The organism is Streptomyces sp. iso_384 (assembly GCF_056172905.1).
In genome coordinates this window covers 14,713-41,359 of sequence record NZ_JBWBTT010000038.1, presented here as the reverse complement: position 1 = coordinate 41,359, position 26,647 = coordinate 14,713, and the positions used below count along the sequence as shown (strand labels likewise).

The window sequence follows — 26,647 nt, the reverse complement described above, 5'->3', positions numbered from 1 at the left end:
CACCGCAGCCCGAGACGGTAAGCCGACGGTGTGTGCACTCTTCCGCCCATGGAGATCACACGAGACGGAATCGCTTGCGTCCCCTGCCGTACGACCACCCAGGAGCGGGTGCACTTGGTCCTCAGCGCCCAGTCGCCCTTCCCTCAGCGGGAGGTGATCAGGGACCGCTGGTGCCCGACCGGCTGCCATCTGGTCCACACCCCGGCCGGTGGCGGGAGGTGATGCCGCCACTCCGCAGCTGCCTCTGACGACGTCGTGCGAATACTGCGCACCGACCACCCGAGCACCACCACGACTCCACCGTCATTGAGTACTCATAAGCGCACCAATCGCCCGATAACGCTCCCCCGCTGAGCCCCGAACCCCGAAAACAAGCGGGACTTCCCCAATTGGGGAAGTCCCGCTTAAACACTGGGGTCAGCTCTCTACGAGCTCGGCATCCACGATGACTTCCCCGTCGACGATGTCGGCGTCGGCCTCAACCTTCACCTTGCTGAGGATGCGACCAATACGACGGATGGCGTCCTGCTGGCGCTGGGCTTCCTCGCCCGAACGGACTTTGCGCGCGGCCTTGTCCTCCGTGGCGTTCTCGATTGTCTGCCGTGCCACGTTCAGCAGGTGGAGCGCACCATCGACCGGGTCCGAGCTTGGACCGGACGTGCTGCCCTGCTCGCGCCCCGCTTCGGCCCTTTGCGTAGGCATCGCCGCTTCGGGCGTCGACGTCCAGGCGGCGCTGACGGCTTGGCTGCGTTCGGCCGGGTCGGTCACACCCTTGGCCGCCGCCACTGCCTTCTTCACTCGCTGCTGAACCTGGTTGGCTACGAGCCGTACCCCGCCGGCCTGATGCGCCCAGTAGAGCTCGGCGTAGGCGCGCGCGGCCTCCTGGTCGTCGGTGCGCTCCGCGTACGGCTGCAGCTTGCGCAGGTGGCTGTCGGGCAGCGGCCGGCCCAGCTCTTTCTGCACGGTCTGCGCCAGCCGCCAGGATTTCTGGAGGCGGTCGGCCTCGCTGGTGGAGAGGCCGTCGTGCTCCAGGTGCAGGTACTGCTCCCAGGTGCGGGTGCCGTCGCCGCGGTGCAGGCGGCGCCGTCGAACCACTTCCAGGGCGAAGCCGAGCATCCAGCGGGCCGTGCGGGCGTTGTCGACTGCCCGGTGGGCCTCGGAGAGGAGACGCTGCTCCTGTTCATCAAGCGGACCGTGCGCGGTTTCCGGCGTGGCGTCCACGTCCGGGAGGGACAGCCCCCAGTGCTCCATCGTGAAGGGCTGAGCGCGCATCTGTGGAGGGTCAGCGGGCCGGTCAGGCGCGGCGACGCTCTCCGACGCTGAGGTCGCACTGCTGCCGGAAGGCTGCTGGGCGCCCTTGCCGGCTGCCGCTCGGAAGTCGCGACGCTTAGGCACTCTTGACCAGCCCCCGCGACTGCAGCTCGGTGATCAGCTCACCGAACGGCCCCTTGGACGCGTTCTCGACAGCGAAGCCTGTGGCCTGCTTGATCTCGTCCAAGACCGGGATCTTGACCGTGAGCACGTTGTAGTCGGCTTCGGTGAGCAGGCCCCGGATTTCCTTCTCGCTCCGGACGTTGGGGCGTACTCGGTTGAGCAGCACCCACATCGGCGGGGCGGTGCGTGAGGGCCTGTCGAACGCGGAGCGGCCGACCATGGTCTTGATCGCGGTGGAAGTACGCGGCTGGTGGACACGCTGGTAGTCGGCCATGGAGGGTTCCATGTGGACGATGACCAGGTCAGCGACCTTGAGCACGCTGTCGGCGATGTGGGGGTGGTTCTCGGTGTGCCCGACATCGACGATGTCGATCCCGGCTTCTCCGAGCGGCGTGTACTCCTCAGCGAACTTGGCGGAGGCGTTGTGCTCGACAGGGAAGGGGAAGCTAGCGACTTCGGACCACTGCGTGAGGTGCTCGGATTCGTCCGCGTCCCACAGCTGCACTCGGTATCCAGCTTCGTGGAAGGCGTGTCCCATCATGCCGGTGTCGGTCGTCTTGCCCATACTTCGCGGGCTGATGTTGGCGATGAGCACGGCGGGGTCTCTCCTCATGCGGTGGCTACCTTCCGCATGATGCTGCCACGTCTCCCGCGCCACGAGGACGGGCACCACGTCACAAGTCGCTCCCGCGTTGCTCCTGAACGCAAAAAAGCCCTGCACCCCGTGTTGACGGGGTGCAGGACTTCGACGTGCTGAGCGTCAGGCTGCCCCGGTCTCGGGCGCGCTGTCTTCGCCCTCGCTGGTCTCGAGCTCGTACAGGGTCGTGGTCATGCGGTCGCTCCTTCGACTGCGTCGGCCAGGAGAGCGGCGATGTCGGTGAGGTACGGGTCGGTGTAGCTGTCGTGGTCGCTGATGTCGAACAGCGTGTCCTTCACGGTGACCGTGGCCCCGGGGATGACGGTGGCGGTCCGGCCCGCGAGCTCGGTGTTGAGCTGGTCGGCGTCGTGGGCGGCGACCCAGGTCTGGAAGTAGGGCCCGAGGCGCAGCAGCGGGTAGCTGGTGCCGTCGGCGCGGTGGGCTTCGACGTGGACGCCGTAGCGGGCGGGGTCCATGCCGACGTCGTCGGGGAGGGGCTGGTTGGCGGCGGCGTGGGTGAGCATCGCGTAGGCCGGCTGCCAGATGCCGAGGATCGCGGTCGTCTCGCAGCGCAGCCAGCCCTTGCGGGTGTAGCCGAGCTGGTGGCCGTGGAGGTAGGCCGCGGCGTGGCCGGTGTCGGGGTGGACCAGGGCGACGGCGATCACCGTGCCGTGGTCGTCGCCCGGCCGGGGGTGGGCTCGCTCGATGAACGGGCCGACCCGCACAGCGGCGTCCTGGCCCTGGCCGGGCGTCCAGGGCAGCGGGTTACGCAGGTCGGTGAGCATCGCTCGGAACTGGTCGATGGCGGCCTGGTCCTCGGGGGAGACGGTGCCGGGGGTGTGGCTGCATCGGCGGAAGGGGTGCTTCATCGGGTGGGTTCCTGTTCACGGGTGGGGTGGGTCCAGGGAAGGGGCGTCTGGGGCTTCATCGGGTGGCCGTCGCCGGGGTCTTGGTGGAGCGAGGCCGGGGGGTGTGCTGCGCGCGGAGCAGGAGTTCGCGGTTGCGGCGCTGCTGCTCCGGGGTGATCGGCCGCGGCTTGGGGCCCTGGCGGTGCCAGAGCGGGGAAGCGGGCGGCTCGGGGTAGGCGAGGGTGGGGTCGACGTCGTGCTGCGGGATGCTGTTCACGGGGGCCTCCAGGTGGAGGAGCTCAGGCGTGGTCGTCGTCGCGCCGGCGCTTGGGCTGGACGTCGGAGGCGAACCTCCCGAGGCGGGCCTCGGTGGGGTGCTCGGAGGTCCAGTTCTCAGCGCACACCTTGTGAGCGGGCTCCCCGGAGTGGGAGCGCATCGATGTGGGCTGCTCGCACAGGGCGCAGGGGCGCATCTGCCAGTGGTCGTAGTGCTGGCTGTCGCGCCAGTCCAGGAGGCCGCCGGGAGCCGGGACGCAGCCCGGCTCGAACGGCGGCTTCTTGTCTCGCTTGCGGGTCACGGCCGCAGGTCGGGCAGCTGCTGGAGGACCTGGTCCACGAGGTCCTGCGTCGGCTTCCAGGCCGGGAGCGCGCCTGTGGCGGGCACGGGCAGCGGCAGTTCGTGGACGTCGGTGAGGACCAGGTGGTGGAGGTCGCGCTGTGCCCAGGGACTGGTGCAGCGGTCGGGCCCCTGGTCCTGGTGGCAGTCGGTGAGGCGGGCGAGGCCGATGACCGCACCGAGGTGCAGTTCGCGGCCGCGGATCGTACGGGCGACCAGCGGGTCGCGCAGCAGGGCGGGCTGCGGCTTCGCCTTCCCGGCGTGGAGCAGGACCCAGCCGCGCCAGCTCCAGGGCTTGGGCCTGTTCTCCGTGCTCTTGCCCGCGAGGATGCAGGTCGCCCAGGGCTGGCGGATGGTGATGCCGCGGATCCAGTCGCCGCCCTCGAGTTCGGCGGCGCTCACGCGGCACCCGCCAGAAGGTGTGTCCCACGGCGGCCGGCGCGGCGGCCGTTGACCGTCTTCGTGTAGGCGTCGGCCCGCGTCGCGACGTACGGGAAGGTCTCCTCGCCCTTCTTGACCTTGTACATCGCGGTGTCCGCGCCGCGCAGGGTCCGGCTCATGCTTTCGCCGGGCAGGTCCGCTGCGCGGGCGATGCCGATCGAGACGTCCAGGCGCAGGGTGTGCCCTTCGTGCTGGAGGGGCTGTTGCAGCTGCTCGCGCAGCGCGGTGATCTCCGCGAGGGCGGCAGAGGGAGGGATGACGGCGCAGACGGCGAATTCGTCGCCGCCCAGCCGGGCCGCGAGCGCCTGGCGGCTCGAACTCCAGCGGGCGAGGCGTCGGCCCATGGTCTGAATGACGGTGTCGCCCGCGGCGTGCCCGTAGGTGTCGTTGACGGCCTTGAAGTCGACCCCGTCCAGCATCAGGACGTGCACGTCGGCGTGCCGGCGGCGGGTGCGCAGGAGCCGCTCGCCGTAGGCGACGAACTCCCCTCGGCACGGCAGGCCGGTGAGCAGGTCCTTACGGGCGTCGGCCAGACGCCGGTGGAGCGTCAGGGCGTGGACGGCCCAGCCGGTCAGCGGCACGGCGGCGGTGGTGATCAGGAGGGCGTGCGGGCCGATCCGGCCCGGTAAGCGCATGGCGGCGTTCATACTGAGGTTTCCCTCTCGTCTGAGTCACGGGTGGGAGTAGCTCGGGACCGCCGTTGCGTCGGCGGTCCCGAGCGTTTTGGTGTGGTGGTGCGGGTGCTCTTCGGACTGTCAGCGGCCGGTGCGGGTTTCGGTGACGATGGCCCGCCCGTCGGGGTGGTGGCGCACGACGGAGCTGAGGGCGGCAGGCGGCCCCGGCCGCGAGGCGGGGCCGCTGCTCATGGTCCGGGGTCAGGGTCCGGGGTCAAGGTCCGGGGTCAGGCAGTCGTGCGGCGGTATTCGGCGGTCATGTCCGCGAGGCCGCGCAGCAGGCTCGCGGCGTGGACGACGGACACCTCCTGGTCCAGCTGGGTACCTCCGTCCAGCTCCACATCGAGCGCCTGGTCCAGCAGCCCGGCGGCAACGCCCAGCGCGTCGCCGCCCTGGATACCGGCCCGGTCGAGGCGGTCTTCGCCCTCCCGTAGCTGGTCGATGAGGTCGGACCCGGTCTCGGCGAGCGGCTCCTCGGTGAGGTGGGCGAGGTGCGTGGCGTGCTGCGCGACCAGTTCGGCGATCGAGGTGGCGGGCGCGGTGGCCGCCGCCTGGTCAAGGTGGTCCAGGGCGCGCTGCAGCAAGGACCGGTGCGCGGCGTAGAGGGTGCGTCCGGCGGCGGTGACCGCCGTATCAAGCTGGGCGAGGCTGCCGAACGGCCACCAGTTCGCGTCGAGGGCGTCGTCACCGGCGGTCGCGGTCACGGTGGCGGGCAGCTGGTAGAGCGCGCTGGTGGATGCGACCCAGGCGAAATCCGTGTTCCGCCAGTCGTCCACGAGCTGCCGTCCGAGGATCTCCGGCACGTGGTCGGAGAGGTCGAGCCCGGTCTCCTCACGCAGCTCGCGAATGAGAGCTGCTGGGGCGGTCTCGCCGGGATCGACCATTCCGCCGGGGATGGCTTCGACGTGGATGTCGTCGCGGGTGATCAGCAGCACCTGGCGCTGGGTGGCCGGTGCCCGCGACCACGATCGGGTCGGCGGCCTGGTTCTCACCCCACTTCCCGAGGTTCCGGCCGGTGCGGCCGGTGCGCCCGTGCGGGTTCAGCGGCCGGCCCCGCCCATCCAGCTGGTAGGGGACGAGCGCGTGGGCCTGGCGGCGGTCCCAGTCCGGGACGTCGGCCGGGGTGGGGGCGGCCTCGGCCCAGTCGGGCACGTGGCGGGCCAGAGCCGCGGGCAGCAGCTCGGAGGGGGTGACGTCGGTCGGCGTGTACTGCGGCCAGCTCACCGACCAGTCGCGCAGTGCGGCGGGAACGGCCCCGGTGGTCTCGGTCGTCTCGCTCATGTGGGTTTCTCCGTCAGTCGTTGGCGGTGTCCTGGGCGGCGGGCCGGTAGCGCTTGGTCTGCCGCAGGATCTGGTTGCGCTTGATGCCGAGCTCGTCGGCGATGTCCTGCTGGGCGCCGTGGTAGCTCCCCTGCAGGCGGTCGACCTCCTGCCAGAACTCGGCATCCAGGCGCTCGCGCTCGGTGGCTCGGTGCTGGGCGGCTTGGGCGACCAGGGCGCGCAGCTCGGTGCGGGCCTGCTCGTCGGGGCGGGGGCTCATGGTGGCTCCAGGGGGAGGTGAGGGACGATGTGTCTGCCCCCAGCTCCTTTGGGAGCGGGTGGGAGGCCCGGGGCGGCCGGTTGAGTTTGGCGACCTGGGCGGCCGCCCCGGGGCGAAGTCAGCGGCGGTAGTGGTCGCCGGAGACGGTGCTGACCCGCTCGTCCAGGCGGGCGGTGTGGCGCGTGGTGATGTCGCCGCTGACGGCGCCGATGGCAATGTCGCCGTCGGCGGCCGGGGTCGCGGTGAGGGTGACGTCGCCGGAAACGCTGCTGATCTTGCACGTGGTGCCGCTGTACGCGCCGATCAGGACATCGCCGGAAACCGTGGAGACCTCGGCCCGCTCGCCGACCTGCTCCACCTCGGTGTCACCGGAGGTGGTCGCGAGGTAGAGCGTGCTGGCGCCCTTGGCGCGGACGTCGCCGCTGACCGAGCGGACGTCCAGAATCTGCAGGTCGCCGTGGACGGTGAGGTCGGCGCTGGTGGTCTCCAGGCGGAGGCAGGACGTGGAGCTCGGCAGCCGTACGGCGACGTTGATGGAGCCGCAGTCCGTTCCGCCACTGTGGACGCGGGTGCCTTCCGGGACGACGACGCGGCCACCGGAGACGATCTTCCGGCCGCCGATGCTGAGGTCGCCGTTGTCCATCGTCATGCCGGTCACGGACCCGTTGATCGTGCCGAAGTGCTGGGTGAGTACCGAGTTGCGGCCGAAGTTGTACGTGGAGCCGGAGCCACGGTGGAAGGCCGGCCGGTCCTCGGCACGGGCCTCGGGGACGTCGACCCGGATGCACTGCATGCCCCGGTAGGGGTGCTCGCGGTGGGTGGCGGCGGCCACCGCCTCGGCGAGCGGTCCCTCGTCCTGGGCCGTGCTGAGCGTGATGACGGCGTGGGTGATGGTCGGGTCGACGGTGACCGTGACGGCGCCGACCGGGCTGATGATGTCGGCCCAGACGGCGCCGTCGGTGGTGGCGGTGAAGGTGCGCGTGGTGGTCAAGGCGGTACTGCTCCTTGGTCGGAGAGGGGTGCGGGGGCTGGGTGGCCCCCGCACATCAATAATGCATCCTTGAAGGATGCGTTTCAAGCATTTGGCATCTTTCGAGGATGCCTTTTCTGTTCGTGCAGGTCAGGCGGCCACGGCCGGGGCGGGGGAGTCGAGGCCGACGCCGCGCAGCGCGTCCAGGACGTACGGCTCGAAGCGGACCTGGTGCTGGGCGGCGACCGCGCAGCCGGTGGCACGGCTGTAGGCGTAGCAGCGGGCCATCATGCTGGCGTCGGTGTCGGCGAGGGCCTGGTCGACGGTGTTCCGTGCGAGGTGCTCGATCCAGGTCTGGGCGGCCGACTCGCGGCGGTTGCGCGAGACCGCCATGGCGAGGGACTCCGCCCACTGGCCGCTGCCGCAGGTGCGGCCGCCGCGCTGCTCCCAGTCCCACTGCCGGTCGCGCATGCCCTCGGGGTCGGCGTCCCAGTCCGCGGCCCAGCGCCCGGCGCGCTCGGGGATCTCCTGCTGGATGACGTTCAGGACGTCACGGCCGGCGGCCCCGAGCGCGGGGTAGGCGTCGGTCTCCTCGAGGACGCGGATCTGGTGGGAGAGCAGCCGGTAGGGGTAGTAGCGCTGGCTCCAGTTGCCGGTCTCGCCCAGCGGTTCCACGATCCACAGCCGCACGGGCCAGGTGACGGGCCAGATACCGGTGTCCTCCAGTACCTCGCCGACACGCTTGACCATGCGGAAGTACGAGAACTCGCTCTCGTCGAACCACAGAGTGGTGCAGGGCCGGGGGTGGTCGATGACCTGGCCGATGTTGTCGGCGAGGTTCACCGGGGTTCCGGCGTGCCGGGACTTCTCGATGATGCCGTCGGCGGGAGTGGCGATGTACCAGGTGACGGGCTTGCGGGCCATGCGGGCCTCCGTGAAGGGGTGAGAGCGGCCGGGCCGCTCATAACTGGATGTTGATCTGGCAGCGCGGCTCACTCGCGGACCGCGGCCGCGAACTGCTCTTCCAGGTCCGCGCGGCCCTCGGGGTCGTCGTCCTGGTCCTCGTCGTTGTTCGGGCCGTGGACGGTGCAGACGATGTCCTCGTCGTCGTCCAGGTCACCGTTGAGCGCGCGGAAGAGGCAGCTGATGCTGTAGGCGGGCGCCCAGGCGTAGCCGGTGCATTCGTCGTCGTGCGGGCAGGGCAGCATGACGTCGAACCCGAGGTCGCCCTCGCCGTCCACGTCGGTGCGCAGAGCGAGGGTGAGGTACATCTGACCGAGGCGGATCTCCGCGACGCGGTCGCCGCCGGCGACGTCCGAGCCGGGCTTCCACTGCCACAGCGGCAGGATCTCGTCGCCGAACGTCCGGCGTACGAGCAGCAGGTCGCCCAGGCCGTCGCCGCCGTCCAGACCGAGGGCGGCGTTCCGTGTCTGACTGAGGCGTTCCAGGAACGGCAGCAGCCGGTAAAGGCTGTCGGCGAAGACGACCTCGTTGAAACCCTCCGCCTTGAGCTGCGAGTGCGAGTGGACCATGGCTTTGTGCTGCCGGTGGACCGTGTCGTTGGGGACGGCCCGGTTGGCCGGCCGCGGGCCCTGTCGCTCGACACAGACAGAGGCGGAGGTGGTGACCATGACCGCGACGGCGGGCATGTTGTGCCGCTTGGCGGCGGCGATCAGCGGCTCCCTCGCCGCCCTGGAGACGTTCGTGGCGTCGATGACCGTGAAGCGGCGCCGGGCCATCCGGCGCTCCAGGATCAGGTGCAGGGCGTCGACGGCGTCGCCGGTCGCGTCCTGGTCGCCGGCGTCGTCGCTCACCGCTTCGCGCAGGGCGTCCAGGGACAGGACCTGGGAGGCGGGCCAGGTCGCGGCCAGCGTCGACTTGCCCGCACCGGAGGCACCGATGAGGACCACGAGGCAGCGTTCCGGCAGGTCCGGATAGGTCAGCGAGGTCATGCGAGCTCTCCTTGCGGGTGAAGGGCGCGGGCGGCCCAATTCATGCGCTGCCCGGCGTTGTCGGTGAGCAGGGCTGCGGCCTCGTGCAGGGAGCAGGAGGCGTTGCCGTCGCGGTCCGGCTCGATCTGCTCCGCCTTGTGGGCGGCGGCGGAGACCAGCTGCGCGAGCGCAGGGAAGAGGCCGCCGGGGACGTCGATGTCCTCCTGGAGCTCGTGCAGGATCGCGGCGAGCTCGGGGGCGTCGATGTCGTCGGCGTTCAGGTCGTCCTCGATCTGCTGGAGGGCGAGCTGGGCGATGCCGAGCGAGCCGCGGACACGCTCCAGGCGAGTTCGGGAGCGGCCGGTCACCGCGTGGTGGCCTTGGTGGTGGCGATCAGCGCGGCGACCGTTTCCCAGCCGTGGTGCCAGGCGGAGTCGAGCTGGAACGCCCCGTTGATTCCGTGCGAGGCCAGCTGGTAGAAGCCGCCCTTGCCGGTCTTGGTGGCGACCTTCTCCAGCAGTCCCTTGCCGGGGACCCTGCGGTCCGCGGCGTAGTGCGTGCCGAACGAGAGGGCGAGCGCGGCCGCGGCGGCGGCCGGGTGGACCCGGATGCCGAGCGCGCGGGCCCCGGCCCCGGCCACGATCGCCTGCGTGGCCGTATAGGTCAGGCAGTGGTGAAGGCACGCGGAACGGCCAGCAGCCGTGCCATGAGTCGTCTTCTCCTTCGTGGCCGGGTCCTCGTAGGTGACCGGGTGGTCGTCCGAGGCGCCCTTCACACGGGCGCAGAAATCGTTCTGCATCCAAAAATCGCCGATGGCGCTTCCGGCGCGGCCCAGTCCGAGCAGGGCGGCGAAGACGGCGGGACGGTGAGCATGCATGCTGGGGTTCTCCTGATCTCGAAGGGGTGAGGGAGCGGGCGGCCGGCCTTTGCCGGTGCTGCGGCCGCCCGGGCGCGAACCTCCGCCCCGGCCTTGGTCGCCGGGGCGGAGGCCGTTTCAGAACGGCGGTTCGTCGGCCGGGGCCGGGAGGGGCAGGAGCCGGATGCGGAGCTCGCGCCGCTCGGACCAGCAGCCGCACGCCCCCATCTCCGGGAACGGGCCGCCGGTCCACCAGCCGCCCGCGCCCCGGCAGTGGGGGCAGGAGCGGCGGGGATACGGCGTGAGGTGGATGCGGTGCCGGTCGGCGTACAGCTTCCAGTGGCCGGCCTTGAGGACTGCGGTGGCCGCTGCGAGTGCCAGAGGCACCGCAGCGGCCGCCATCAGCGAGCGGGTCGGTGTGCGCACCTGCTCAGCGGTTCGGGGTGCTGGCGCAGTACGGGCCGCCGGTGTCACCACGGTGCACGGCGCGCCCGCCGGTGGGGCGCAGTTCCTGGAGGAGCTCCAGGAGGTCCCTCTCGTCCTCGAGGAGCGAGGGGACGTAGCCGTGGCCGCAGTCGCACGGCACGAGCAGGGTGAGGACGTCGCGGAAGTCACCGAGGGCGGGGATGGTGTGGTGGAGCCACAGCCCGCCGTCGAGGTAGGCGGCCGCGCTGGGCTGCAGTCCGTGGTCCCGTGGGGCCGGGAAGCCGGTCCACGCGTCGTGGTCGACCGCCCGGCCCAGGGTGTTCGGGTAGGCGGTGTAGACGTGGTCGGCGGCCGCGGTCGCCGCCATGTCGCGCTCCTCGTCCTGGGCGATGCGGGCGGTCTGCTGCGCGGCGGTGGTGATGTCGAACAGCAGCGCCAGCGGGGAGCCGGCGGCGGGCGGGGTGAGGATCTCGGTCATCGTGTGCTCCTTCGAGAAGTGGTTGTTCAGGCGGCGAGCCGGTGCGTGACCGGCGTGGTGGTGGTGTGGACGTAGGTGCCGGGGGTGGGTTCGTAGCCCTGGGCGCAGGGGTCGCAGCAGCCCACGGTGCGTAAGGGGAGGCAGTAGTAGTACCGGCGCGAGCACCGGGAGCAGGTGCTCCTGGCGGCCATGGCCCGGTCCAGCGCGAGCTCCTGAGCCAGCGTCGGAACACGCTTGGGGCGGGCCAGGTCGACCCGGAGGAGGAAGCCGCGGGTGGGGTGGCGGCAGGACCAGTTCGGGCGGGTGGCGCACAGTCGGCAGCGCAGGATCGCGACCGAGCCCTCGTTGTCGCCGGGGCTCAGTCCCATCTCCCGAAGAGCACGCCGGGTGGCAAGTCCCTCGGGTACGGCGCCACGATCAAACTCGGGCAGGGCAGCGTCGCTGCGCGGCACCCGCGCCGCCTTGCGAGGGCGCTTGCGTCGGGTGCGCGGCATCACCGGTTCCAGGTACCGGGGAGCTGGCGCTGGGGCAGCGGGTAGCGGGGGCCGGGGCGCTGCGGGCGGGGCCGGCCGATCCGGCGGCGCGGGCGGGGAATGAGCACGAAGGAACCTCCAGGGAGAAGCAGCTGCGCCCGGCCGGATGTGTTCCGGTCGGGCGCAGCTGGGCTTGGAGTGCGGGGTTCAGCGGGGTGTCGGGGTCAGGGGGCGGCCGTCGGAGACGACCAGGCGCAGCTTGGGAAATGCCTTGACCGGGGCGTTGCCCGGGATGGGGGGCCACTCGTCTGCTGACAGGCCGTACGAGGGCGGCTCCCACGAGGGATTGCGCTTGATGACGTTCATGGCCTTGGCGTACCTGGCCTCCCAGTTCCAGGTGAAGAACAGGGGGAGGAGGCCACCGGTGTTCGGGATCGGTTCGGGGCGCCTGGTGGCGCTGTGGTGGGCCCGTTCGGCGATCGGCTCGCCGTAGGCGCGGCACCGTGGTCTGCCGCAGAACCCCCAGAACCGTGCCCACCCGGTGTGCGGGTCGAACTCGCAGAACCCGGTGACGGTGCTGCGCCCGCACAGCCGGTCCACGCGGACCATGGGGGCCTGGCAGCCACGGGGCTCGGCATGCCAGTCGTGCTCGTAGCGGGGCACGTCGTCGGCGAGGAGCTGCCACATACGCCGGTCGTCGGCGTTGAGGATGTCGCGGGTGCGGGCCCAGACGCCCCCCTCGGGGTGGTGGCGCCGGGGATCGCGGAGGGTGGCCCAGCCGAGCGCGAGGACCAGGTCGCGGGTTCCGGCCGGCATACGCCGCTCCTCGTACACGCGAGTGACCAGCTGGTCGTAGCGGACCATCGCCTCGCGGTCGGTCGCACTCACGAGGTCCCCGGGGCGGTGATGGTGGTGCGGGCGGCGTCGGCGAGGAGCACGGTCAGCTCGTGGCCGGTATCGACGGCGGCCACCAGGCGCTCGATGAGCTCGGCATCCAGGCCCCGGTGGCGGGCGCCGATCAGCAGGCCCTCCAGGTAGTGGACGTCGGCCAGGACGCTACGGCGGACCTCCAGGAGGCCGGGCTGCACATGCAGCTCGTCGACGTTCAGCTGGGCGGCGCCGGTGGCGTGGTCGGCGGCCGCCCGGTTGGCGGCCGCGGTCTGCTCGGCGAGCACCTGGTGCAGCTGCTCGGGGTCGGTGTGGACGCGGGACCAGCCGGGAGAGGTGAAGGCGGCCAGGGCCTGCTTGAGGGTGCGTCGGACGGACACGGTGACCTCCGGAAAGCGGGCAGAGGGGCGCCCCGCCGACGGAAGAGCGTCGGCGGGGCGCGGTGGCACGGCGCGGACGGTGCCCGCGGGTCGTACGGCGGGCGGCCGGTCAGTGCGACTGGGGCAGGATCCGGAAACGGACGGTGCCGGTGCGCTCGTCGGTCCGGGCGGACAGAAGGTCGCTCTGCTCGATCGCGAGCGCTTCCAGCTCCGTCTGGATCCACTCGTTGGTGCGCTGGAGCTCCAGGCGTCCGGAGTCGAAGTCGCTGAGGTCGAAGTCGGTGTACTGCAGGTCACGGCGGCGCGGCATGGCGCGCACCCAGGAGTGCAGAAGGTGGCGGGCCGCGCTCTCCTGGGGGCGGGCCGGGAGCTCGCGGGGCAGCGCCCGGCAGGTGCCCGCGTGCTCGTTGGCGGCCCCCGCGGCCGCCGTCAGCGTGTACCGGATGTGCGAGTCGTAGTACTTGGTACGGGTGCTCAGGAAGTGACATCCCAGGCAGGCGACCAGGTAGTAGGTGGTGCCGAAGGGGTCGCGGCCGGTGCTGGCGACGAGAACGACGGCATGGGCCTGGTTGTAGTACCGCTCGGCGACGGGCAGCCCTTCGGGCTTCCACGTCTCGCCGATCTCCGGCCACACCCTCGGCGCGGGGTCTTCCGCCGGTGCTGCGGGTGCGGCGGGCCTGCGGGTGAACAGGTCGATGAGTGCCACGGCTGGGCTCCTTCGTGTTCGGGCGGGTGAGGGTGTGCGGGCAGTGCTGCGCCCCGCCGGCACGGGAAGCGACGGACGGGGCGTGGGTGTGGCGGGTGGCCGGGCGGCCTGTCCGGCTCTCGCCCGGCCCCGGGTCGGGGTGGGCGAGGACCAGGCGGAGCGACCGGATCAGTTGAGGGACGGAGGCTGCTGAGGGTCGAACGGCTTGAGGACGGGCGGTGCGGGGGCCTGGTGGGGGACGTGGATGGCGGCGTGGATCTGCGGTGCGGGCGGGGCCGGCGGGGCAGGCACGTGGACGTTGATGAAGGCGGTCGGGGAAAGGCTGACGCCGCGCAGCGCGAACAGGCTCAGTCCGGCCCAGCCCAGCGCCGTGATGGCGGCGGCGACTTCCCGGCCCGGCGCCGGGGTGGCAGTGAAGACCGCGGCGACGGTGAAAGCGCCCCACAGGAGCCAGAGGATCCGGCCGCCGCTGGAGCGGCAGAAGCCGAGGACCAGGGCGAGCGCCCCGATCGCCTGCCACAGGGCGTAGGCGGTGGTCGCGGTGACGGGCAGCTGCGCGGTATGGGAATCCAGGTAGCGGCGTACAGGCTGGTCGACCGTGGCGAGCAGCCCGGTGGGATCGGCAACCTTCTGGGTGGGCCAGGGCAGGGCGTGTGCCGCCTGGAGGCCCAGGCCGCCGGCCCAGCCGAGCAGGGTGGCCGCCGTGGCGAGGCCGCCGATGATCGCGGCGGCCTTGAGCCACAGGGCGGTGTGCGTCCAGCCGAGCGTGAACGCGCTGCTGATGTCGTCGGCGCGGTCCCGGAGCCAGCCGAGGACCTGGAGCCCGCGGTAAGTGAGGGTGGACGTCTTCATGGGCGGGTGCCTTCCGGGGTGGTGGGGCGGGTGTCGGGTGCGGTGTGGGCCGGTCTCGGCTGGTCCTCGCGGGAAGCGGCGTCGGTGGAGGCGTTGTGGGTGCCCAGGTAGAACCCGACGGCCAGGCCGAGGACCAGGAGCACCTTGTGGCGGTTGGCGCCCCACCAGGTGGGCGGGGCTGGCGCGGTCAGGACGCCTATGACCTTGGGTGCGGCTTTCGCCAACGCGACTGCTCTCCTTCGAGGGGGTCGGTGATCGGACGGTGCGGTGAGGGTGTGCGGACGGGTCAGGAGGCGGGCGGGGTGTCGGGGCGGGGGTAGCGGGTGGTGAGGGCATCCAGCCGGGCGCGGATCTGGTCGGCGTTGCCGTGGATCCAGTCGGGGACGAGGTGCTGCCGGTTCTGCGGGGTGTAGTGGCCGGTGGTCTGGGCGGGGTCGGCGGCGAGGGCTTTGTCGAGGTGGGCCATCGCGGCGACGAGCTCGGTGATGGCGGGCGCTTCGATGCGGATGACGCGGGCGGCGTGCTCGCAGTACCGGATCTCCGCAGGGCTGCTGGGGGACAAGAGGTGGGCTCCTTCGTGGCAGGTGGTGGTGGGGGCCGGGCGGCCTGCCCGGTCTCCGCCCCGGGCCCCGTGGTGCGGGGGCGGTGGGGGCGGGGGCCGGGCAGGGCGACGGGACCGAAGAGGCCGGGGGCTACTGCTTGTTGCGGTTGCGGTCGCCGAACTGGATGTTGACGTCGCCGCTGCGGCCGAACACCCGGGTGCCGCCGGTGTCGATCTGCGGGGCGAACACCATGGGCTGCTGCTGTTCGGCGGCCGGGGTGGCGGTGTCCGTACGGCGGGTTGTGGCGAGGAGGAACCGGCCGGTGAGACAGAGGCCGAAGAGGATGACCGCGAGGGTCAGGGCGACCTTCCAGAGCATGTCGAGCAGGTCCACGAGTCCTCCGAGTGCGGGGGCGGCGATCCGGAGCGCGGTGGCGCTGCCCAGGGCCATGACGGTGAGGCTTCCAGCGATGAGGGAGACCGCCTTGGCCCAGCCCGGCATCGCCTCGGTCGGGGCGGCCTGGGCGGGCACGGGGTCCAGGTGGCGGTCGACGGGGCGGCCCCAGGCGATGCGTCCGTCGGGCAGCTGGACCTGGACGGCGCCGGGCACCGGCACCTGGTAGAGCGTCAGAGCCGGCGCCGGGGCGGTGGCCGGGGCGGCGGGCTGCCAGATCGCGGTGGGAACGGCCGGGGTACGGGTGTGGTGGGCGGCCGCCTGGCCGACCGGGTGCTGCTCGGTGTTCACGCGGGGCTCCAGGGTGGGTTGGGGGAGCACGGCGAAGGCCGGCCCCCGTGTGTACGGGGGTCGGCCTTCGCCGTGGTGTGGGTCGGGGTGGGGTGGGTCAGGCGGCGGCCATGTAGTCGGCGGCGTGGTCCTGGTGGACCCACGCCCCGTGGCCGACGTTGACGACCGGGATGGCCGGGTCGTCCTTCATCCGCTTGAGGGCGGTGCGAACCTGCGGGCCGGGCATGCCCAGCGACTTGGCGATGATCGCCGGGGAGACCGGCTTGCCGTGCTGCTGGAGGAACGCCACGACCTTCTTCCCGGTCGCCGACAGGCCCGGCTTGGCCGGTTCGACGGCCGTGGGCACCGGCTCCGGCTCCGGCGCGGTTCCCTGCGTGGGCACCGGGGTGCTCTTCCTGGTGCTCACCGGCGGTGCGGCGGGCGCGGCCGGGGTGTCGTCGAAGCGGTCGGGGTCGTAGGTGTAGCGCTCCCCGGCGTTGCGCAGGCGGAGCATCAGGGCGTGCTCCTCGATGACGTGCCGGACGATGGGCAGGGCGTCGATGGATTCCTGCTCGATGCCGGTGGTGAACCCTTCGTGGGCCAGCCCGTAGGGGTCCTCCACGTAGGGTGCGCGCCACATCGCGGTGCGGTTGTCGGGTCCGGCGAGGTAGCCGAGGCCGCCGGTGGAGGTGCCGTCGGAGAACTCCTTCGGGATCGCGCCGGGGTCGACGCCGTCCAGGGCGCTGCCGGCGGCCCGCTTCCCGGTCGCGGACGAACCGGAGCGCAGGACGGCGTTGTTGCCGCCCTGGAGGATGTCGCGGATCAGCGTCTCCCCACCGAGCTCGCTCGCGTTGGGGGACTGGTTGGCGAGGCGGAACTTGATGCCGACCTTCCGCGCTTCCTTGGCGAGGTCCCCGACGATCTTGACGGCTTCCTCGCCGTACTCGGGGTCGTTGAGGAGGTCGTGCGCCTCGTCCAGGGTGAGGGAGAGCAGCGGGTCCGGATCCCCGGGGACGAAGAACGCCCTGCCGACGCGGGTGCGGCCCTTCTCGTCGGTCCACTTCATCCGGTTGTAGCGCTCGGACCGCTCGTGCATGATCGCGTGGACCGCGCGCAGCACGACGATCCCGAAGTCGTTGCCCGGGGCGAACACGGCGACGCCGTCGGGCCAGTCCGGCAGGGACAGGCCCTTCTGCGGGTCGATGACGATCGAGCACACCAGCGGGGAGCGGCGCTCGATGCCCAGCAGCGCGTCCAGGAGGCGCGATTTGCCGGAGCCGGAGGTGCCGGTGACGAAGGAGTGCACGGCGCCGGAGCCCGGCAGGAAGAACCGGTAGTTGGCGATCACCCCGTCGTAGAAGATCCCGATCGGGGCGAGCCCCGTCTCCGGGTCCAGGACGTGCTGCTCGCCGAACAGGTTTCCCTTCTTGAGCGGGTTCTCGGTGAACACGGTGATCTTGCCCTTGCGGGGCGCGAACCGCTCCAGGGCGACCAGGTCCGGGTCGTCGATCCCGAGCGCGGACAGCACGTCGTCCAGGGCCTGGATCTTGAAGCTCTTGCCCCTCGGCATGTGGATCTCCGCCGACCAGCCGCCCTTGGCGGTGGCGATCGGGGAGACCAGCTGGCTCTTGGGGTAGGGGCCGTCGGAGACGGAGGCGTACTGGATCCAGTCCAGCATCTGCTGGGCCAGCTCCGGGCTCTTCGCCTCCGGGCGGCGGCCCCAGCGCCGCCAGGCCCAGGTGCCGTATCCCATGGACCACAGCAGGGAGAAGCCCCACCAGGGGTTGTCGCCCCACTCCGGTCCGCCGACGGCGGCCATGGTGGTCAGCAGGCCGGCCCCGGTCACGGGCATCGACAGGCCGGTGTACCGGTCGAAGGCGCCGGGCAGGGTGCGGGCGGGGCGCCAGATGCCGTTCCACTTCACCAGGCCGGGCAGCCACCCCCACGCCCCGGCGGACACGGCACCGGCCGCACCGAGCGTCAGCGCGGTCCGCCACCCGTCGCCGGTGGCGGACAGCAGCTCCCCGGCCGGGCCCATGCTCGCGGCCGTCGCGGCGAGGGCGAGTTGGCCGCGGTTGTCCAGCGCCCACCGCTTCAGCGTGCGCGGACTCTTCTTGTTGCCGGTGGCGGCCTGGGCGGTGGCCGGGTTGGTCTGGGCGGCGATGAAGCCCGCGAGGTCGGTGTACTGCGGGGTGGGGTTCTTCGGGGCGCGCACGGCGGTGGTCCCTTCGGTTCAGGGTCGGTGGAGGACAGGGCGGGCACAGGCCCGGTGCTCCCCACCGCCCCCGGAACACCCCGCCGTTGCGGGGCCCAGGGGCGTCTGGGCAGCAACGGGCCGGGCCCCACGGGTTCGTGGGGCCCGGCCACAGGCGGACAAGCAGCGTCATGCAGGTCGAACAGGGTGGAGCGGGTGGTGCGGGGCGCCTATTCGGCGCTGTAGAAGGTGTTCTTCGCCATCGGGACGTTCGAGTCGTCGACGGCGTCCTGGATACGGCCGTGGTTGCGGTGCGCGGTCCGCGCCGCGCTGGCGGCCTGGGTGACGGAGGTGTCGGTGGCGTTCTTGTACGCGTCGGCCGCCGCCTTCTGGCCGGTGATCAGGTCACCGAGCATGAGCGTGTTGCCGACGGTGTAGGTGTCCAGGGCGAGGGCCTTGAGCTCCTCGGCGATGCCGGACATGCGTTCGGCCATCTCGCCGGACCACGCGGCCAGGGCATCGACGTCCTCCTGGCGGGACTCGACCTCCGCCCGGATCGTGTTGAGCGCGGCCAGCAGGGCGCGGTGGTTGATGACGTCGTCGATCTTGGAGATCATCCGGTTTCCTTTCAGCGTTCGTAGTAGCCGGCCTGGGCGGCCGACTCGATGGGCGAGGACTGGACGGCTTCGGCGATGCCGCCGTGGGCCTTGTAGGCGGCCTGGGCGGCGGCGGTGGCGAAGTCGCCGGAGTCCTTGGCACGGCCGCCGTACTGGGCGGCGGCCTGGGACTGGGTGCGGATCGACTCGCGCAGCAGGTCGACCTCGCGGCGGGTCTTGTCGTCGACCTCCATGTCCGCCATCTCCGCCTCGATCTGGTCCAGGCGGTTGGACAGGGTCAGGTCGTCCGCGGCGATGGCCAGGGCCTCCTCGGCGCGCATCTCGCACATCGCCCTGATGAGCGTGAAGGCGTTCATGAGGCCGTCGAGGGTGCGGATCTCGGGGATGATCGCGTGCGGTGCGGACATGGAATCTCCGTTCTGTGCGGTGTCGGGCACCACCGTCAGGTGGCGGGGCCCGGCGGGCGGTACGGGCGCCGGGTCAGGAACCGGCTCCGGGGCGGTGGGGGCAGGGTCGGGGTGCGGCGGGGTCGGCACCTTGGCGGTGCCGTCGCCCGGCCAGCCCATGACCTCCGGCTTGCGCGGGTCAGGGACCGTCGCGGCCGCCGGGTCGGGGGCGGGGACCGGGTTATCCGGCTCGTACTTCTTGTCGCCGCCCCAGTTGTCCCAGTCATCAGGGCTGACTGGCTCGTACTTCTTGTCGCCGCCCCAGTTGTCCCAGTCATCCCAGTCCCTTTCCGGTGCCGGGTCGACAGGCTTGGTGACGGCGACGGGCGGGTCAGCGGGCGGGGCGGGGTCGGGCGGGTCGGCCGGTGGGGGCGGGAACGGCGGGGGAGGCCCGGCCGCGGCCGCGGCCTCCTCTGCCTTGCGCTTCTCTTCGGCCGCTTCCTTCTCCGCGGTGGCCGTTTCCTTCTCGGCCTTGCGCTTGGCGGCGCGCTCGGCCATCTTCTGCCGGCGCTCCTCGCGGATCTGGGGCCACCGCTCGCGGTAGCCCTCGCCGACGGCCTTCCACATCACCGTGCTGGTCTCGGTGAGGACCGCGAGTGGCACCGCGGCCTTCCCGCCGATCGTGGCGCTGCGGGGGGCGGCGGCGCTGAACGTGCCGCCCGGGTCGGTCGGGCCGGGCTTGACGGTGCTCTTGCTGCCCTTGGGGCTGCTGCCGGCGACCGTCTTGACCGTCTTCTCGGCGGCCTTGGTGTCCAGGCGCCGGTCGCCGGTGCTGGTGATGGACTCGACACCGCGCGCTCCGGCGTAGGCGATGGCGATGAGGACCAGGAGCTCGATCACGAGACGACTCCTCCTTCTTCTTAGGCGATGCCGAAGGCGCCGGCGACGAGGGTGCCGATCTTCGTGATGACCCAGGCCAGAACTCCCTGAACGCCCTCACCGACCGGGCCCGGGATCGTGGACGCCAGCACCGGCAGGACCGCGCCCAGGGCGAGCGTGCGGTGCTCGACCCTGCGGGTCACCAGGTCGTTGGCGAACATGAACGTCACGAACAGCGCCGGGAACCCGGTGATGATCAGCCCGGTCCACTCGCCGACCGACGAGGTGGCCCAGTCGTTGAGGGCGTTCACGTTCTCGTTCCACCACGCCCCGGCCGGGGTCGCGACCATCGCCGCCGACGCCGTCGCGAGCAGCAGCGCCTGGGCGCGGTCGGTGTGGAGCTTGTTGGTGACCTTGGCCAGTCCGGGGAGCTTCTCCGCGTAGTAGAGGAGAGCGGCCGACCCGGCGCAGGCACCTCCGGCAGCGGCGGTCACAGCGGTTTCGATCATGGTCTTTCCGTCCTTCCGGGACACGGTTAGGGGTTTGACAGAACGTCACAGAGCGTCGTAGCCTCGCGCGCGCCCGCACGCGCTCGTGCGCGCAGGTACGCGTGGGCGTACGGGTGATGGTTTTTTCGGCGGTCACAGGGCTTGTCACAGCTCCGGTCACAGCGGCTGTCACAGCCGGGCCGGTTACTGTGCGTGGCGCTCGCGGATCTGGTCCAGCGTGCTGACCACGTCCTCGAACGCCCTCTCGCGGGCGTCCGCGGGGAGCGTGTCGAGGGCCTTGCGGAGCCGGTCGAAAGCGACCGCGGCGACCATGTCGGGGCCCTCCTTGCGGGCCTCCTCCAGGCGCCGGCCCCAGTGCTCGGCACGGCGGGCCAGCTTCTCCGCGCGCTTGCGGCGCAGCGGCTTCGCCCGCTCCGGCGGGTTGTTCCACGGGGCGCCCTGGGTGCTGTTCACGTGTTCTCACCTCCTTCTCGCGGGCTGGGGTGGCAGGGTGGGACCGGCGCTTCGGCGCCTTCACCGCGCCCCCGAGTTGTTGACGGCATCTCGGGGGCCGGTGGAGCCGTCGAAAGGCTCGTTTGTGCAGGTCAGCCAGCCAGGCGGTAGCCGTTGGCGATGAGGCCGGCGGCTTCCTGGCGGTACTTGGACGCGGTGTCGGTGGAGGACACGTCGCACTCGCGCTGGACGTCGGCGATCGAGACCAGCTCGTTCAGCTCGTACTGCACGTCCTCCAGGGCCAGGCCGTCGTGGAAGATCCCGGCGGTGAGGGCCATCCGTGCGACCTTGCGCACGGAGCGCTCGCGCGGGTGGAGCTTGGCCTCATCCTCGATTTCGACCGCGCGCCGCTCGATTTCGGCAGCGGCCCGTCGCGTTTCGGCAGCAGCCTTCTCCGCTTCGGCAGCAGCCTTGCGGGCGACCTCCACACCGGCTTCGGCGCGCGCCGTCCGCTCGATCTCCTCGGCCTCCTTCCGCGCCGTTTCGGCAGCAGCCCGACGCGTTTCGGCAGCAGCCGCTTCGATTTCGGCAGCGGCCTTCTCGGCTTCGGCCGTGGCCTGGCGGGCTTCGGCGATGGCCTGGGTCTCGACCGCCTGCGCTTCGGCGGCGGCGACCCGGTCGGCCTCCGCCGCTTCCTTCCGCTTCTGCGCCGCCTGCCGTTCCAGCTCGGCCGTACGGAGATCAGCGTCCGCGGTTGCCTCGCGGGCTTCGGCCTCCTGGCGCTCGGCCTCGGCCCGGCGGGTGCGGGCCTCGGCCTGGACCGCCGTCTCCAGCGCCGCCTCGTCCCGCTCGGCGGCCTTCTCGGCGGCGCTGATCTGTGCCTTGGAGTGCGCGCGGGCCATCCCCTTCTCGCCCTCCACCCGGGCCCGGACCGATTCGAGCTTGCCGTCGGCTTCCAGGCGCTCGGCCTCGGCCAGCTTCTCGGCGAGCTCCTGGCGCGTCGTCGCCTCCAGGCGCCGCCGCTCGGCCTCTTCCTCGCGCTTCTCCGCTGCGGCTTCCTGCTGGTCAGGCATGGCGAGGGCCTCGCTGACGGTGTAGCCGTAGGGCGCCATCTTCATCGGCAGCCGCTCGTCGTCGGTGGCCTTGGACAGGTCGCCGTCGTACTTGCGCTTGAGCCACTGCTCGTAGGCCAGGAGGTCCTGCTCGCGGCGGACCATCTCCGGGTAGGAGGCCACCCCCCACAGCCGCATCCGCCGGTAGATCCGGGGAGTAGCAACGGGGGCGAGGACCCAGCGGATCAGCGGGATCGCATCGCGTCCCTCCCGGTCCGGGCGCACGATCCGGTCGATCGCGTCACGGCCGACCTCCACGATCATGATGAAAAGGATCGGGACGACGCCGTGGGCGAACGCGGCGACGTAGTCCACCAACGTCCACGCCCGGTCCTTCGGCGCGGCGGAAGCAGCGTTGAGGACGACGGTTGCGCTGGTCAGGAGCCATACCGGGTAGCGGATCCAGGTGATGGGCCGCTTGAGCCAGGCCATCAGCAGATCGACCGCGATCATCACCATGATCCCGACGTCGACACCGACCGCGAACAGCTGGCCCTTTTCCAGCGACCCGAAGCGCAGCTCCTCGTGCGCGAAGCTCGCGACGTGCGCGAACGACAGGTAGAGGCCGATGCCGGCGAGGACCAGGGCGAAGACGATGATCCCGCCGATCGCCAGCTTCTGCATACCCGTCAGCGGGCCGCGCGGGACGGCGGGAGTGGACTCGTCCGGATTCCGCTTCTGCGTCTCCGAAACGAAATCCGGCGTCTCCGAAACGGTGCCGGGCGTTGCCGAAACGGCGGCAGGTGTCTCCGAAACGGCGGTCGGTGCGGGCGAAACGGGGTCGGGTTCGGCCGCGGTGTGCGGCCACTCGGTGATTGTCATGAGGGCCTCCGGAATGAGGGATTCAGGGCGGATGCGAAACGGGAGGCGCTGTCCCCGAAACGCGGGCGGCTGCTCCCGAAACGGGGTGTGGTGGAGACGAAACGGGGGTCGGAGCGGCTCACCGCTCGTGGCCCAGGTCTGTCTCTGCCGGGTCCAGCGCGGCGGGAGCACCAGCCGCCCCGGGGGCGGGTGGCCGGTGCTCCCGAAACGCGGGCGGGCGGAGACGAAACGCGGAGCGGGTGGAGACGAAACGCGGGGGCGGCCGGCCGGATACCTGAGGGGGTCAGGCCGCGGCGGTCTGCGCGGGGCCGTAGGTGCGGGCGAAAGCCGCGGTGGCGACCAGGAGGGCCAGAACCTCGTCGACGGTGCGGGCGGGGTGCTCGTCCCAGTCGATGTAGTGGGCGTACGGTGCGCCGGTCGTGGCGCAGATCAACAGAGCGAGGATGTCCCGGACGGCGACGCTGGTGTCCCTGGACAGCCGCCCGGTCGTGTCGTCGGCGCGTGCGGCGTTGAGAGCCTCGTAGATGCCCCGATGGTTGCGCGGGGCCCAGCCGCTGGTCTGCAGGAAACGGATGGCGGCCTCGGCGTGGGTGGCGATGTCGTCGCCGGTCATCGGCATGCCGCTGTCTCCCCACGCCAGCCAGTCCTCGCGCTTGCGCCGCAGGGAGAGGGCGTACGCCTTCGCGGTCAGCTGGGTGAGGACGTCGAGGGAGGGCTGGGTGGCCTGGATGCCGCAGACGTAGACCTCGACGTCCCGGCTGAATCCGCTCTCGGCCTTCTCCAGCTCCTGCGGGGTACGGCGGTTCAACTCGAACATGGACGTTCCTCTCGGTGCTGGCTCCGGACTGTCCGGCTCCCTGTCACCGCCCGTCCCGGCCGCCCTGGTGGTGGGCGGTCGGTGCGGGCGGATCGGGCAGCCGTCAGGCCGGCCGCGAGGAGCCGGTCAGGTTCGCCATCGCCGCGTGAAGCGCGGCCATGTTGGTCTTGCCGCTGCCGGTCGTGCCCCCGATGAACGTGCCGGTGTCCGCGAACCGGAGGAGCAGGGCCCCGCCGACGCTGTCGGTGGGCCGGTGCGGGGCAACGACCTGGCCGTCGGGGAGCAGCGCTCCGGTGTCCTCCCAGAGCAGCAACGCGTTGCACAAAAGACTCCAGCCCTGCTCCGGGCGGGCAGCCACCACCTTCGCGGCCTCCCGGTCGGGGCTGTCGGCGCTCGGGCACCGGGGGGTGTGCTGGCACAGCGAGTCCGGCAGCACCGTGGTGGTCGTCGTGGTGGTCGGGGTGGTGGAGTGGCTGCTTTCCATGGGGCTCTCCTCGAGGAGGGAAGCGGTCCCGGGAGTGTCCCGGGCTGGAGGCGTGCGAAAGGGCCGGCAGCCCGTGGTGCGGGCGGCCGGTGCGAGCGTTCAGCGTGGGGCGGGAGAGGAGTTGGGATCCTGTCCCGTGGTGCGGTCAGGCGCGCTTCGTCCTCTGCTGGGCGAGGTAGTCGTCCTGGAGCCGAACGAGCTCGCCGTACAGGCGGCGGCCGGTGGTGCAGCGGCGGTCCGGCGAGCACGTGGCGCACGTGGCGTCGTGCTCGCGGACGGCCGCTGCGCCAGCCATGTAGAGGTCGTAGAGGCTGCGCTTCGTCACGCGGCGGCGGCCTTCTGCTGCTTGAGGCGCAGGCGCGTGGCCCGCCGGTGGATCCGGCGGCGGTCGTTCTCGTCGGTGCCGCCCCACACGCCGTGGTCCTGGCCGGACTCCAGGGCCCAGTCCAGGCATGCCTCCATGACCGGGCAGGTACGGCAGACGGCCTTGGCCTGTTCGGCCTGGGCGATGGCCGGGCCGGTGGTGCCGATGGGGAAGAACAGGTCGGGGTCCTCCCGGCACACGGCGTAGACCCGCCAGTTGGTGTTGACCGGCAGGTTGGAGGAGGGGGCGTAGACGGCGTTGACGATGGTGCTCTGCATCAAGAACTCCGGAGGGTGTGTGCGGAGCAGCCCGGGGAGTTGACTCCCGGGCTGCTCACGGTGTTGGCGGGGTGGATGTCCGTCACCTGGTGACCGGCCTCCCACGCCCTGGCGGCCGCCGTGGAGGCAGCCGCCAGGAGCGCGAGAGTGAGCGGGTGGGCCAGGCCGTGCGCGGTGAGGGCCCGGACCGCGAGGTGCTGCGCGCTCCGGGCGGCGCGTATGAGAGCGGCCACCGCTACTTCGGGTAGGGGTTCTCGGACTGCTCGTTCTTCTTCCCCACCTTGTCGCTCAGGTCCTTGTGGCCCTGCTCGTCCAGCGCGGTGACGCCGGGCGGACAGTCGTGCCCGGCGCAGTTGAACCGGAGGCAGAGCGGGCACTGGCCCATCACCGGCCGGTGCAGGATCAGCACCGGCTGCCGGGTGTAGCCGGGGGCCATCTCCTGGAGCGTGCGCCGCGCCCGGCGGCCGGCCACCGCGGCACGGTCGTCGCCGTCATCCACCAGCTGCTGCACGAGCTGGCGGAACTGTACGGACTCGTCGCGCTCCGGTCCGCGGTTGTTGTCGTCCTCGGTCATTTCGTCGTAGAGGCCGAACGACGGAGTCGGGATCGTGCGTGTCATGCTGTGCATCAGGTCCTCCAGTCAGGTCCTGGACAGTCCGAGGGCTGCTATCCCAAGGGCTGTCGCGATCACTCCCTATTTGGGGAGTCGACTGCTGTACGAGCAGCCGAGGCCCGGCCGACCCGAGCTATCGGGTCGGCCGGGCCTCGGTCGTTCGTCCGGTAGCTGGGTCAGGCAGCGCCGGCGGGAAGAGGGCGAGACGCGAAGTCCTTCGCCCTCTGGAAGATCGGCGCGGGGAGGTTGTGCCTGACTCGGAGCTCCTCAACCTCTGCCTCGGTGAGGCCGTACCGCGAAGCACCGTTCACGTAGATCGACAGAGCCTCGTAGTTGTCCTCGGGGAGGACTCCGCCGTTTTGCGCGATGAGATCGGCGAACCGCGGAAGTACGAGGTTGAGGAAGGTGAAGGCGTAGTCCCTGTTTTCCGGCTCGGGCTCGGGCTCGTCCACGCCGGTCTCACCCGCATCCGGCAGTGCCGGGACTGTCCGAAGGCGGGTTTCCAGCTCGACGACCTTCTCCTCGGCACGCCCGGCACGGGAGTTGGCGATCTCGTACGCGGCCACCAGTGCCTCCCGAGCAAGGCGAGCGTCGTTCAGCTCGTCCGTCAGGCGCACCACCTCGCCGCTCTTCACCTCGACACTCGCGGCCAGGGCAACGGCCCCACGCTCGGCATGGGCGAGCTGGCTACGCAATGCGTCGGCGGTTATGCGTCGTACAAACGGCAGCTTCATGCGGCTGTTGTCCTTTCACGTTGCCGGTCAACTTGGCTGGTCGTACGAGCAGCCACAGCCCCGGCCGCCCCTCTTCCTGAGGGGCGGCCGGGGCTGTGGTTGTTCGTCGTCGGGAACTCGCGGTCAGAACGGGATACGCGTCCAGGCCGGGAACCGCTCGGCGCAGCGTCCGCAGTGAGAACGGCGGGTGATCCGGCACCATCCGGCGGCAACCGCGCTGGTCAGGCTGGACTCGGTGGCACCGCAGCGCTCGCACGTGTGCGGGCCCTGCTCCGGCTGTTCGGCAGCCTGGCGGGGGACCAGGTGGTCCAGGGGAACATCGGGGCCTTCGGCAGGCTGTGCGCCGTGCGGAACCGCGCCACGCCGCTGGTCGGCCTGCCGCACACGGTAGAGAACGCCGGCCCACTCAACGCGGCGCGTAACCGGCCCACGCTCGTCGCGCCCACGCAGAACCCGTTCGGTCTGCGGGCTGGCCGGCTTCGGCAGAACCTTCTTCGCCCGGCGGGTGGCGACCGACGCGGACACCTCGGTCCGCTCGGCCAGCTGCTCCTGCCACGCCTCGACCTTGGTGTCGAGGACGATGCGGCGGTTGGTGTTGGAGCAGCGGCGGCGGGGGGTCGTGGTGCGGTCGTGGTACGGGGTGGTGTGGTGCGGGACCAGCATCGGCTTGCTGAGGACTCCGGTGATCGGCGTCCAGCACTTGCAGGCCGGGCACAGGACGTGCTCTTTGCCGGGCGTCAGGTTGATCTCGCTGGTCTTGAGCTCCGAGGCGATGATCGCCGGGAGGTGGCTGACGGTCTTCGTGCGGGGCTTCCGGCGACGCTTGCGGGCCGTGGGCTCCGTAGTGGTCGTTGCCATGAGGGGCTCCTCCGGTAGAGGGGAGAGGGGGCTGCGTCACGGGTGGGCTCTCCGACCCCCAGGACCCCGACCGAGGCCGGCGTCCTGGCTGATCGGACAGCGCATCAGCGCTGCGACGTGCAACAGGCGACGT

The 26,647-nt window shown here is 71.5% G+C and carries 38 protein-coding genes and 1 pseudogene; all 39 read right to left on the bottom strand.

The genetic code is table 11. The features are described from left to right. Positions 1-417: 417 nt before the first annotated feature. The 39 genes and pseudogenes from AC0VY3_RS38185 to AC0VY3_RS37995 all read right to left on the bottom strand — a co-directional run bounded on the left by AC0VY3_RS38185 (position 418) and on the right by AC0VY3_RS37995 (position 26,514). Positions 418-1,272, bottom strand: a complete 855-nt coding sequence (locus AC0VY3_RS38185) for a hypothetical protein (RefSeq protein ID WP_356732642.1) — start codon at positions 1,270-1,272, stop codon at positions 418-420. A gap of 115 nt (positions 1,273-1,387) precedes the next feature. Continuing rightward, a complete protein-coding gene (locus AC0VY3_RS38180; protein WP_356732643.1) occupies positions 1,388-2,047 on the bottom strand; it encodes a nucleotide-binding protein in 660 nt (219 codons plus the stop codon). Positions 2,048-2,262: 215 nt separating this feature from the next. Next, complete coding sequence (locus AC0VY3_RS38175) at positions 2,263-2,940, bottom strand: hypothetical protein (RefSeq protein WP_356732645.1); 678 nt, start codon at positions 2,938-2,940, stop codon at positions 2,263-2,265. Positions 2,941-2,995: 55 nt separating this feature from the next. After that, positions 2,996-3,196, bottom strand: a complete 201-nt coding sequence (locus AC0VY3_RS38170) for a hypothetical protein (protein ID WP_356732647.1) — start codon at positions 3,194-3,196, stop codon at positions 2,996-2,998. Positions 3,197-3,218: 22 nt separating this feature from the next. Further along, on the bottom strand, positions 3,219-3,497 hold the full coding sequence (locus tag AC0VY3_RS38165; RefSeq protein WP_356732649.1) for a hypothetical protein: 279 nt from the start codon (positions 3,495-3,497) through the stop codon (positions 3,219-3,221). Then, positions 3,494-3,937, bottom strand: coding sequence for an ASCH domain-containing protein (locus AC0VY3_RS38160; RefSeq protein ID WP_356732651.1), 444 nt, complete (start codon positions 3,935-3,937; stop codon positions 3,494-3,496). Before AC0VY3_RS38160 ends, AC0VY3_RS38165 begins: the two co-directional genes overlap by 4 nt. After that, positions 3,934-4,623, bottom strand: a complete 690-nt coding sequence (locus AC0VY3_RS38155; RefSeq protein ID WP_475552045.1) for a GGDEF domain-containing protein — start codon at positions 4,621-4,623, stop codon at positions 3,934-3,936. The genes AC0VY3_RS38160 and AC0VY3_RS38155 overlap by 4 nt, the downstream gene beginning before the upstream one ends. A gap of 254 nt (positions 4,624-4,877) precedes the next feature. Next, complete coding sequence (locus AC0VY3_RS38150; protein ID WP_475552044.1) at positions 4,878-5,585, bottom strand: NUDIX domain-containing protein; 708 nt, start codon at positions 5,583-5,585, stop codon at positions 4,878-4,880. Beyond that, on the bottom strand, positions 5,482-5,931 hold the full coding sequence (locus AC0VY3_RS38145) for a hypothetical protein (protein ID WP_475552043.1): 450 nt from the start codon (positions 5,929-5,931) through the stop codon (positions 5,482-5,484). The genes AC0VY3_RS38150 and AC0VY3_RS38145 overlap by 104 nt, the downstream gene beginning before the upstream one ends. A 13-nt stretch (positions 5,932-5,944) precedes the next feature. Beyond that, positions 5,945-6,190 carry a hypothetical protein gene (locus AC0VY3_RS38140; RefSeq protein WP_356732659.1) on the bottom strand — a complete coding sequence of 82 codons (246 nt, stop codon included), beginning with the start codon at positions 6,188-6,190 and terminating at the stop codon, positions 5,945-5,947. A gap of 118 nt (positions 6,191-6,308) precedes the next feature. Beyond that, the gene (locus tag AC0VY3_RS38135; RefSeq protein WP_475552042.1) at positions 6,309-7,181 is read right to left on the bottom strand and encodes a DUF4097 family beta strand repeat-containing protein; all 873 of its coding nucleotides are present in this window, start codon (positions 7,179-7,181) and stop codon (positions 6,309-6,311) included. A gap of 129 nt (positions 7,182-7,310) precedes the next feature. Next, entirely contained in the window at positions 7,311-8,084 is a 774-nt protein-coding gene (locus AC0VY3_RS38130) for a hypothetical protein (protein ID WP_356732663.1), read from the bottom strand. Positions 8,085-8,152: 68 nt separating this feature from the next. Next, a complete protein-coding gene (locus AC0VY3_RS38125) occupies positions 8,153-9,112 on the bottom strand; it encodes an AAA family ATPase (RefSeq protein ID WP_475552041.1) in 960 nt (319 codons plus the stop codon). Then, entirely contained in the window at positions 9,109-9,459 is a 351-nt protein-coding gene (locus tag AC0VY3_RS38120; RefSeq protein ID WP_475552040.1) for a hypothetical protein, read from the bottom strand. Before AC0VY3_RS38120 ends, AC0VY3_RS38125 begins: the two co-directional genes overlap by 4 nt. Beyond that, positions 9,456-9,968 carry a hypothetical protein gene (locus AC0VY3_RS38115; protein WP_356732667.1) on the bottom strand — a complete coding sequence of 171 codons (513 nt, stop codon included), beginning with the start codon at positions 9,966-9,968 and terminating at the stop codon, positions 9,456-9,458. The genes AC0VY3_RS38120 and AC0VY3_RS38115 overlap by 4 nt, the downstream gene beginning before the upstream one ends. Positions 9,969-10,085: 117 nt before the next feature. Beyond that, complete coding sequence (locus AC0VY3_RS38110; protein ID WP_475552064.1) at positions 10,086-10,349, bottom strand: hypothetical protein; 264 nt, start codon at positions 10,347-10,349, stop codon at positions 10,086-10,088. A 28-nt stretch (positions 10,350-10,377) separates the two neighbouring features. Continuing rightward, positions 10,378-10,851 (bottom strand): hypothetical protein, encoded by a 474-nt coding sequence (locus AC0VY3_RS38105; RefSeq protein WP_475552039.1) that lies wholly within the window; start codon positions 10,849-10,851, stop codon positions 10,378-10,380. A 26-nt stretch (positions 10,852-10,877) separates the two neighbouring features. After that, positions 10,878-11,345: an RRQRL motif-containing zinc-binding protein gene (locus tag AC0VY3_RS38100; protein ID WP_475552038.1), complete on the bottom strand. Its 468-nt coding sequence runs from the start codon at positions 11,343-11,345 to the stop codon at positions 10,878-10,880. Between the two features lie 186 nt (positions 11,346-11,531). Then, positions 11,532-12,212: a hypothetical protein gene (locus AC0VY3_RS38095; RefSeq protein WP_475552037.1), complete on the bottom strand. Its 681-nt coding sequence runs from the start codon at positions 12,210-12,212 to the stop codon at positions 11,532-11,534. After that, positions 12,209-12,592 (bottom strand): hypothetical protein, encoded by a 384-nt coding sequence (locus AC0VY3_RS38090; RefSeq protein ID WP_475552036.1) that lies wholly within the window; start codon positions 12,590-12,592, stop codon positions 12,209-12,211. Before AC0VY3_RS38090 ends, AC0VY3_RS38095 begins: the two co-directional genes overlap by 4 nt. A 109-nt stretch (positions 12,593-12,701) precedes the next feature. Beyond that, on the bottom strand, positions 12,702-13,298 hold the full coding sequence (locus AC0VY3_RS38085; protein WP_475552035.1) for a hypothetical protein: 597 nt from the start codon (positions 13,296-13,298) through the stop codon (positions 12,702-12,704). Positions 13,299-13,466: 168 nt separating this feature from the next. Beyond that, the gene (locus AC0VY3_RS38080; RefSeq protein ID WP_475552034.1) at positions 13,467-14,150 is read right to left on the bottom strand and encodes a hypothetical protein; all 684 of its coding nucleotides are present in this window, start codon (positions 14,148-14,150) and stop codon (positions 13,467-13,469) included. Then, a complete protein-coding gene (locus AC0VY3_RS38075; protein ID WP_475552033.1) occupies positions 14,147-14,374 on the bottom strand; it encodes a hypothetical protein in 228 nt (75 codons plus the stop codon). Before AC0VY3_RS38075 ends, AC0VY3_RS38080 begins: the two co-directional genes overlap by 4 nt. Positions 14,375-14,436: 62 nt before the next feature. Next, entirely contained in the window at positions 14,437-14,712 is a 276-nt protein-coding gene (locus AC0VY3_RS38070; protein ID WP_475552032.1) for a hypothetical protein, read from the bottom strand. 130 nt (positions 14,713-14,842) lie between these two features. Beyond that, positions 14,843-15,436, bottom strand: coding sequence for a hypothetical protein (locus AC0VY3_RS38065; RefSeq protein WP_475552031.1), 594 nt, complete (start codon positions 15,434-15,436; stop codon positions 14,843-14,845). 97 nt (positions 15,437-15,533) lie between these two features. Further along, positions 15,534-17,630, bottom strand: a complete 2,097-nt coding sequence (locus AC0VY3_RS38060) for a hypothetical protein (protein ID WP_475552030.1) — start codon at positions 17,628-17,630, stop codon at positions 15,534-15,536. Between the two features lie 209 nt (positions 17,631-17,839). Next, on the bottom strand, positions 17,840-18,226 hold the full coding sequence (locus tag AC0VY3_RS38055; protein ID WP_475552029.1) for a hypothetical protein: 387 nt from the start codon (positions 18,224-18,226) through the stop codon (positions 17,840-17,842). An 11-nt stretch (positions 18,227-18,237) separates the two neighbouring features. Further along, the gene (locus AC0VY3_RS38050) at positions 18,238-19,512 is read right to left on the bottom strand and encodes a hypothetical protein (RefSeq protein WP_475552028.1); all 1,275 of its coding nucleotides are present in this window, start codon (positions 19,510-19,512) and stop codon (positions 18,238-18,240) included. Positions 19,513-19,532: 20 nt separating this feature from the next. After that, complete coding sequence (locus tag AC0VY3_RS38045) at positions 19,533-20,000, bottom strand: hypothetical protein (protein WP_205082438.1); 468 nt, start codon at positions 19,998-20,000, stop codon at positions 19,533-19,535. 183 nt (positions 20,001-20,183) lie between these two features. Continuing rightward, on the bottom strand, positions 20,184-20,453 hold the full coding sequence (locus tag AC0VY3_RS38040; protein WP_475552027.1) for a hypothetical protein: 270 nt from the start codon (positions 20,451-20,453) through the stop codon (positions 20,184-20,186). A gap of 131 nt (positions 20,454-20,584) precedes the next feature. Then, positions 20,585-22,366 carry a DUF2637 domain-containing protein gene (locus AC0VY3_RS38035; RefSeq protein WP_475552026.1) on the bottom strand — a complete coding sequence of 594 codons (1,782 nt, stop codon included), beginning with the start codon at positions 22,364-22,366 and terminating at the stop codon, positions 20,585-20,587. A 283-nt stretch (positions 22,367-22,649) separates the two neighbouring features. After that, the gene (locus AC0VY3_RS38030; protein WP_475552025.1) at positions 22,650-23,183 is read right to left on the bottom strand and encodes a DUF6197 family protein; all 534 of its coding nucleotides are present in this window, start codon (positions 23,181-23,183) and stop codon (positions 22,650-22,652) included. Positions 23,184-23,430: 247 nt separating this feature from the next. After that, positions 23,431-23,604: pseudogene (locus tag AC0VY3_RS38025) on the bottom strand (DUF5999 family protein); the annotation flags it as partial. A gap of 208 nt (positions 23,605-23,812) precedes the next feature. Next, the gene (locus AC0VY3_RS38020) at positions 23,813-23,992 is read right to left on the bottom strand and encodes a hypothetical protein (RefSeq protein ID WP_475552024.1); all 180 of its coding nucleotides are present in this window, start codon (positions 23,990-23,992) and stop codon (positions 23,813-23,815) included. Beyond that, positions 23,989-24,309: a WhiB family transcriptional regulator gene (locus tag AC0VY3_RS38015; protein WP_475552023.1), complete on the bottom strand. Its 321-nt coding sequence runs from the start codon at positions 24,307-24,309 to the stop codon at positions 23,989-23,991. The genes AC0VY3_RS38020 and AC0VY3_RS38015 overlap by 4 nt, the downstream gene beginning before the upstream one ends. Then, positions 24,309-24,542: a hypothetical protein gene (locus tag AC0VY3_RS38010; protein ID WP_475552022.1), complete on the bottom strand. Its 234-nt coding sequence runs from the start codon at positions 24,540-24,542 to the stop codon at positions 24,309-24,311. Before AC0VY3_RS38010 ends, AC0VY3_RS38015 begins: the two co-directional genes overlap by 1 nt. Positions 24,543-24,544: 2 nt before the next feature. Beyond that, positions 24,545-24,928 (bottom strand): hypothetical protein, encoded by a 384-nt coding sequence (locus AC0VY3_RS38005; protein WP_475552021.1) that lies wholly within the window; start codon positions 24,926-24,928, stop codon positions 24,545-24,547. A gap of 170 nt (positions 24,929-25,098) precedes the next feature. Continuing rightward, on the bottom strand, positions 25,099-25,656 hold the full coding sequence (locus AC0VY3_RS38000) for a hypothetical protein (protein ID WP_475552020.1): 558 nt from the start codon (positions 25,654-25,656) through the stop codon (positions 25,099-25,101). A 123-nt stretch (positions 25,657-25,779) separates the two neighbouring features. Beyond that, the gene (locus AC0VY3_RS37995) at positions 25,780-26,514 is read right to left on the bottom strand and encodes a hypothetical protein (protein WP_475552019.1); all 735 of its coding nucleotides are present in this window, start codon (positions 26,512-26,514) and stop codon (positions 25,780-25,782) included. Positions 26,515-26,647: the final 133 nt, after the last annotated feature.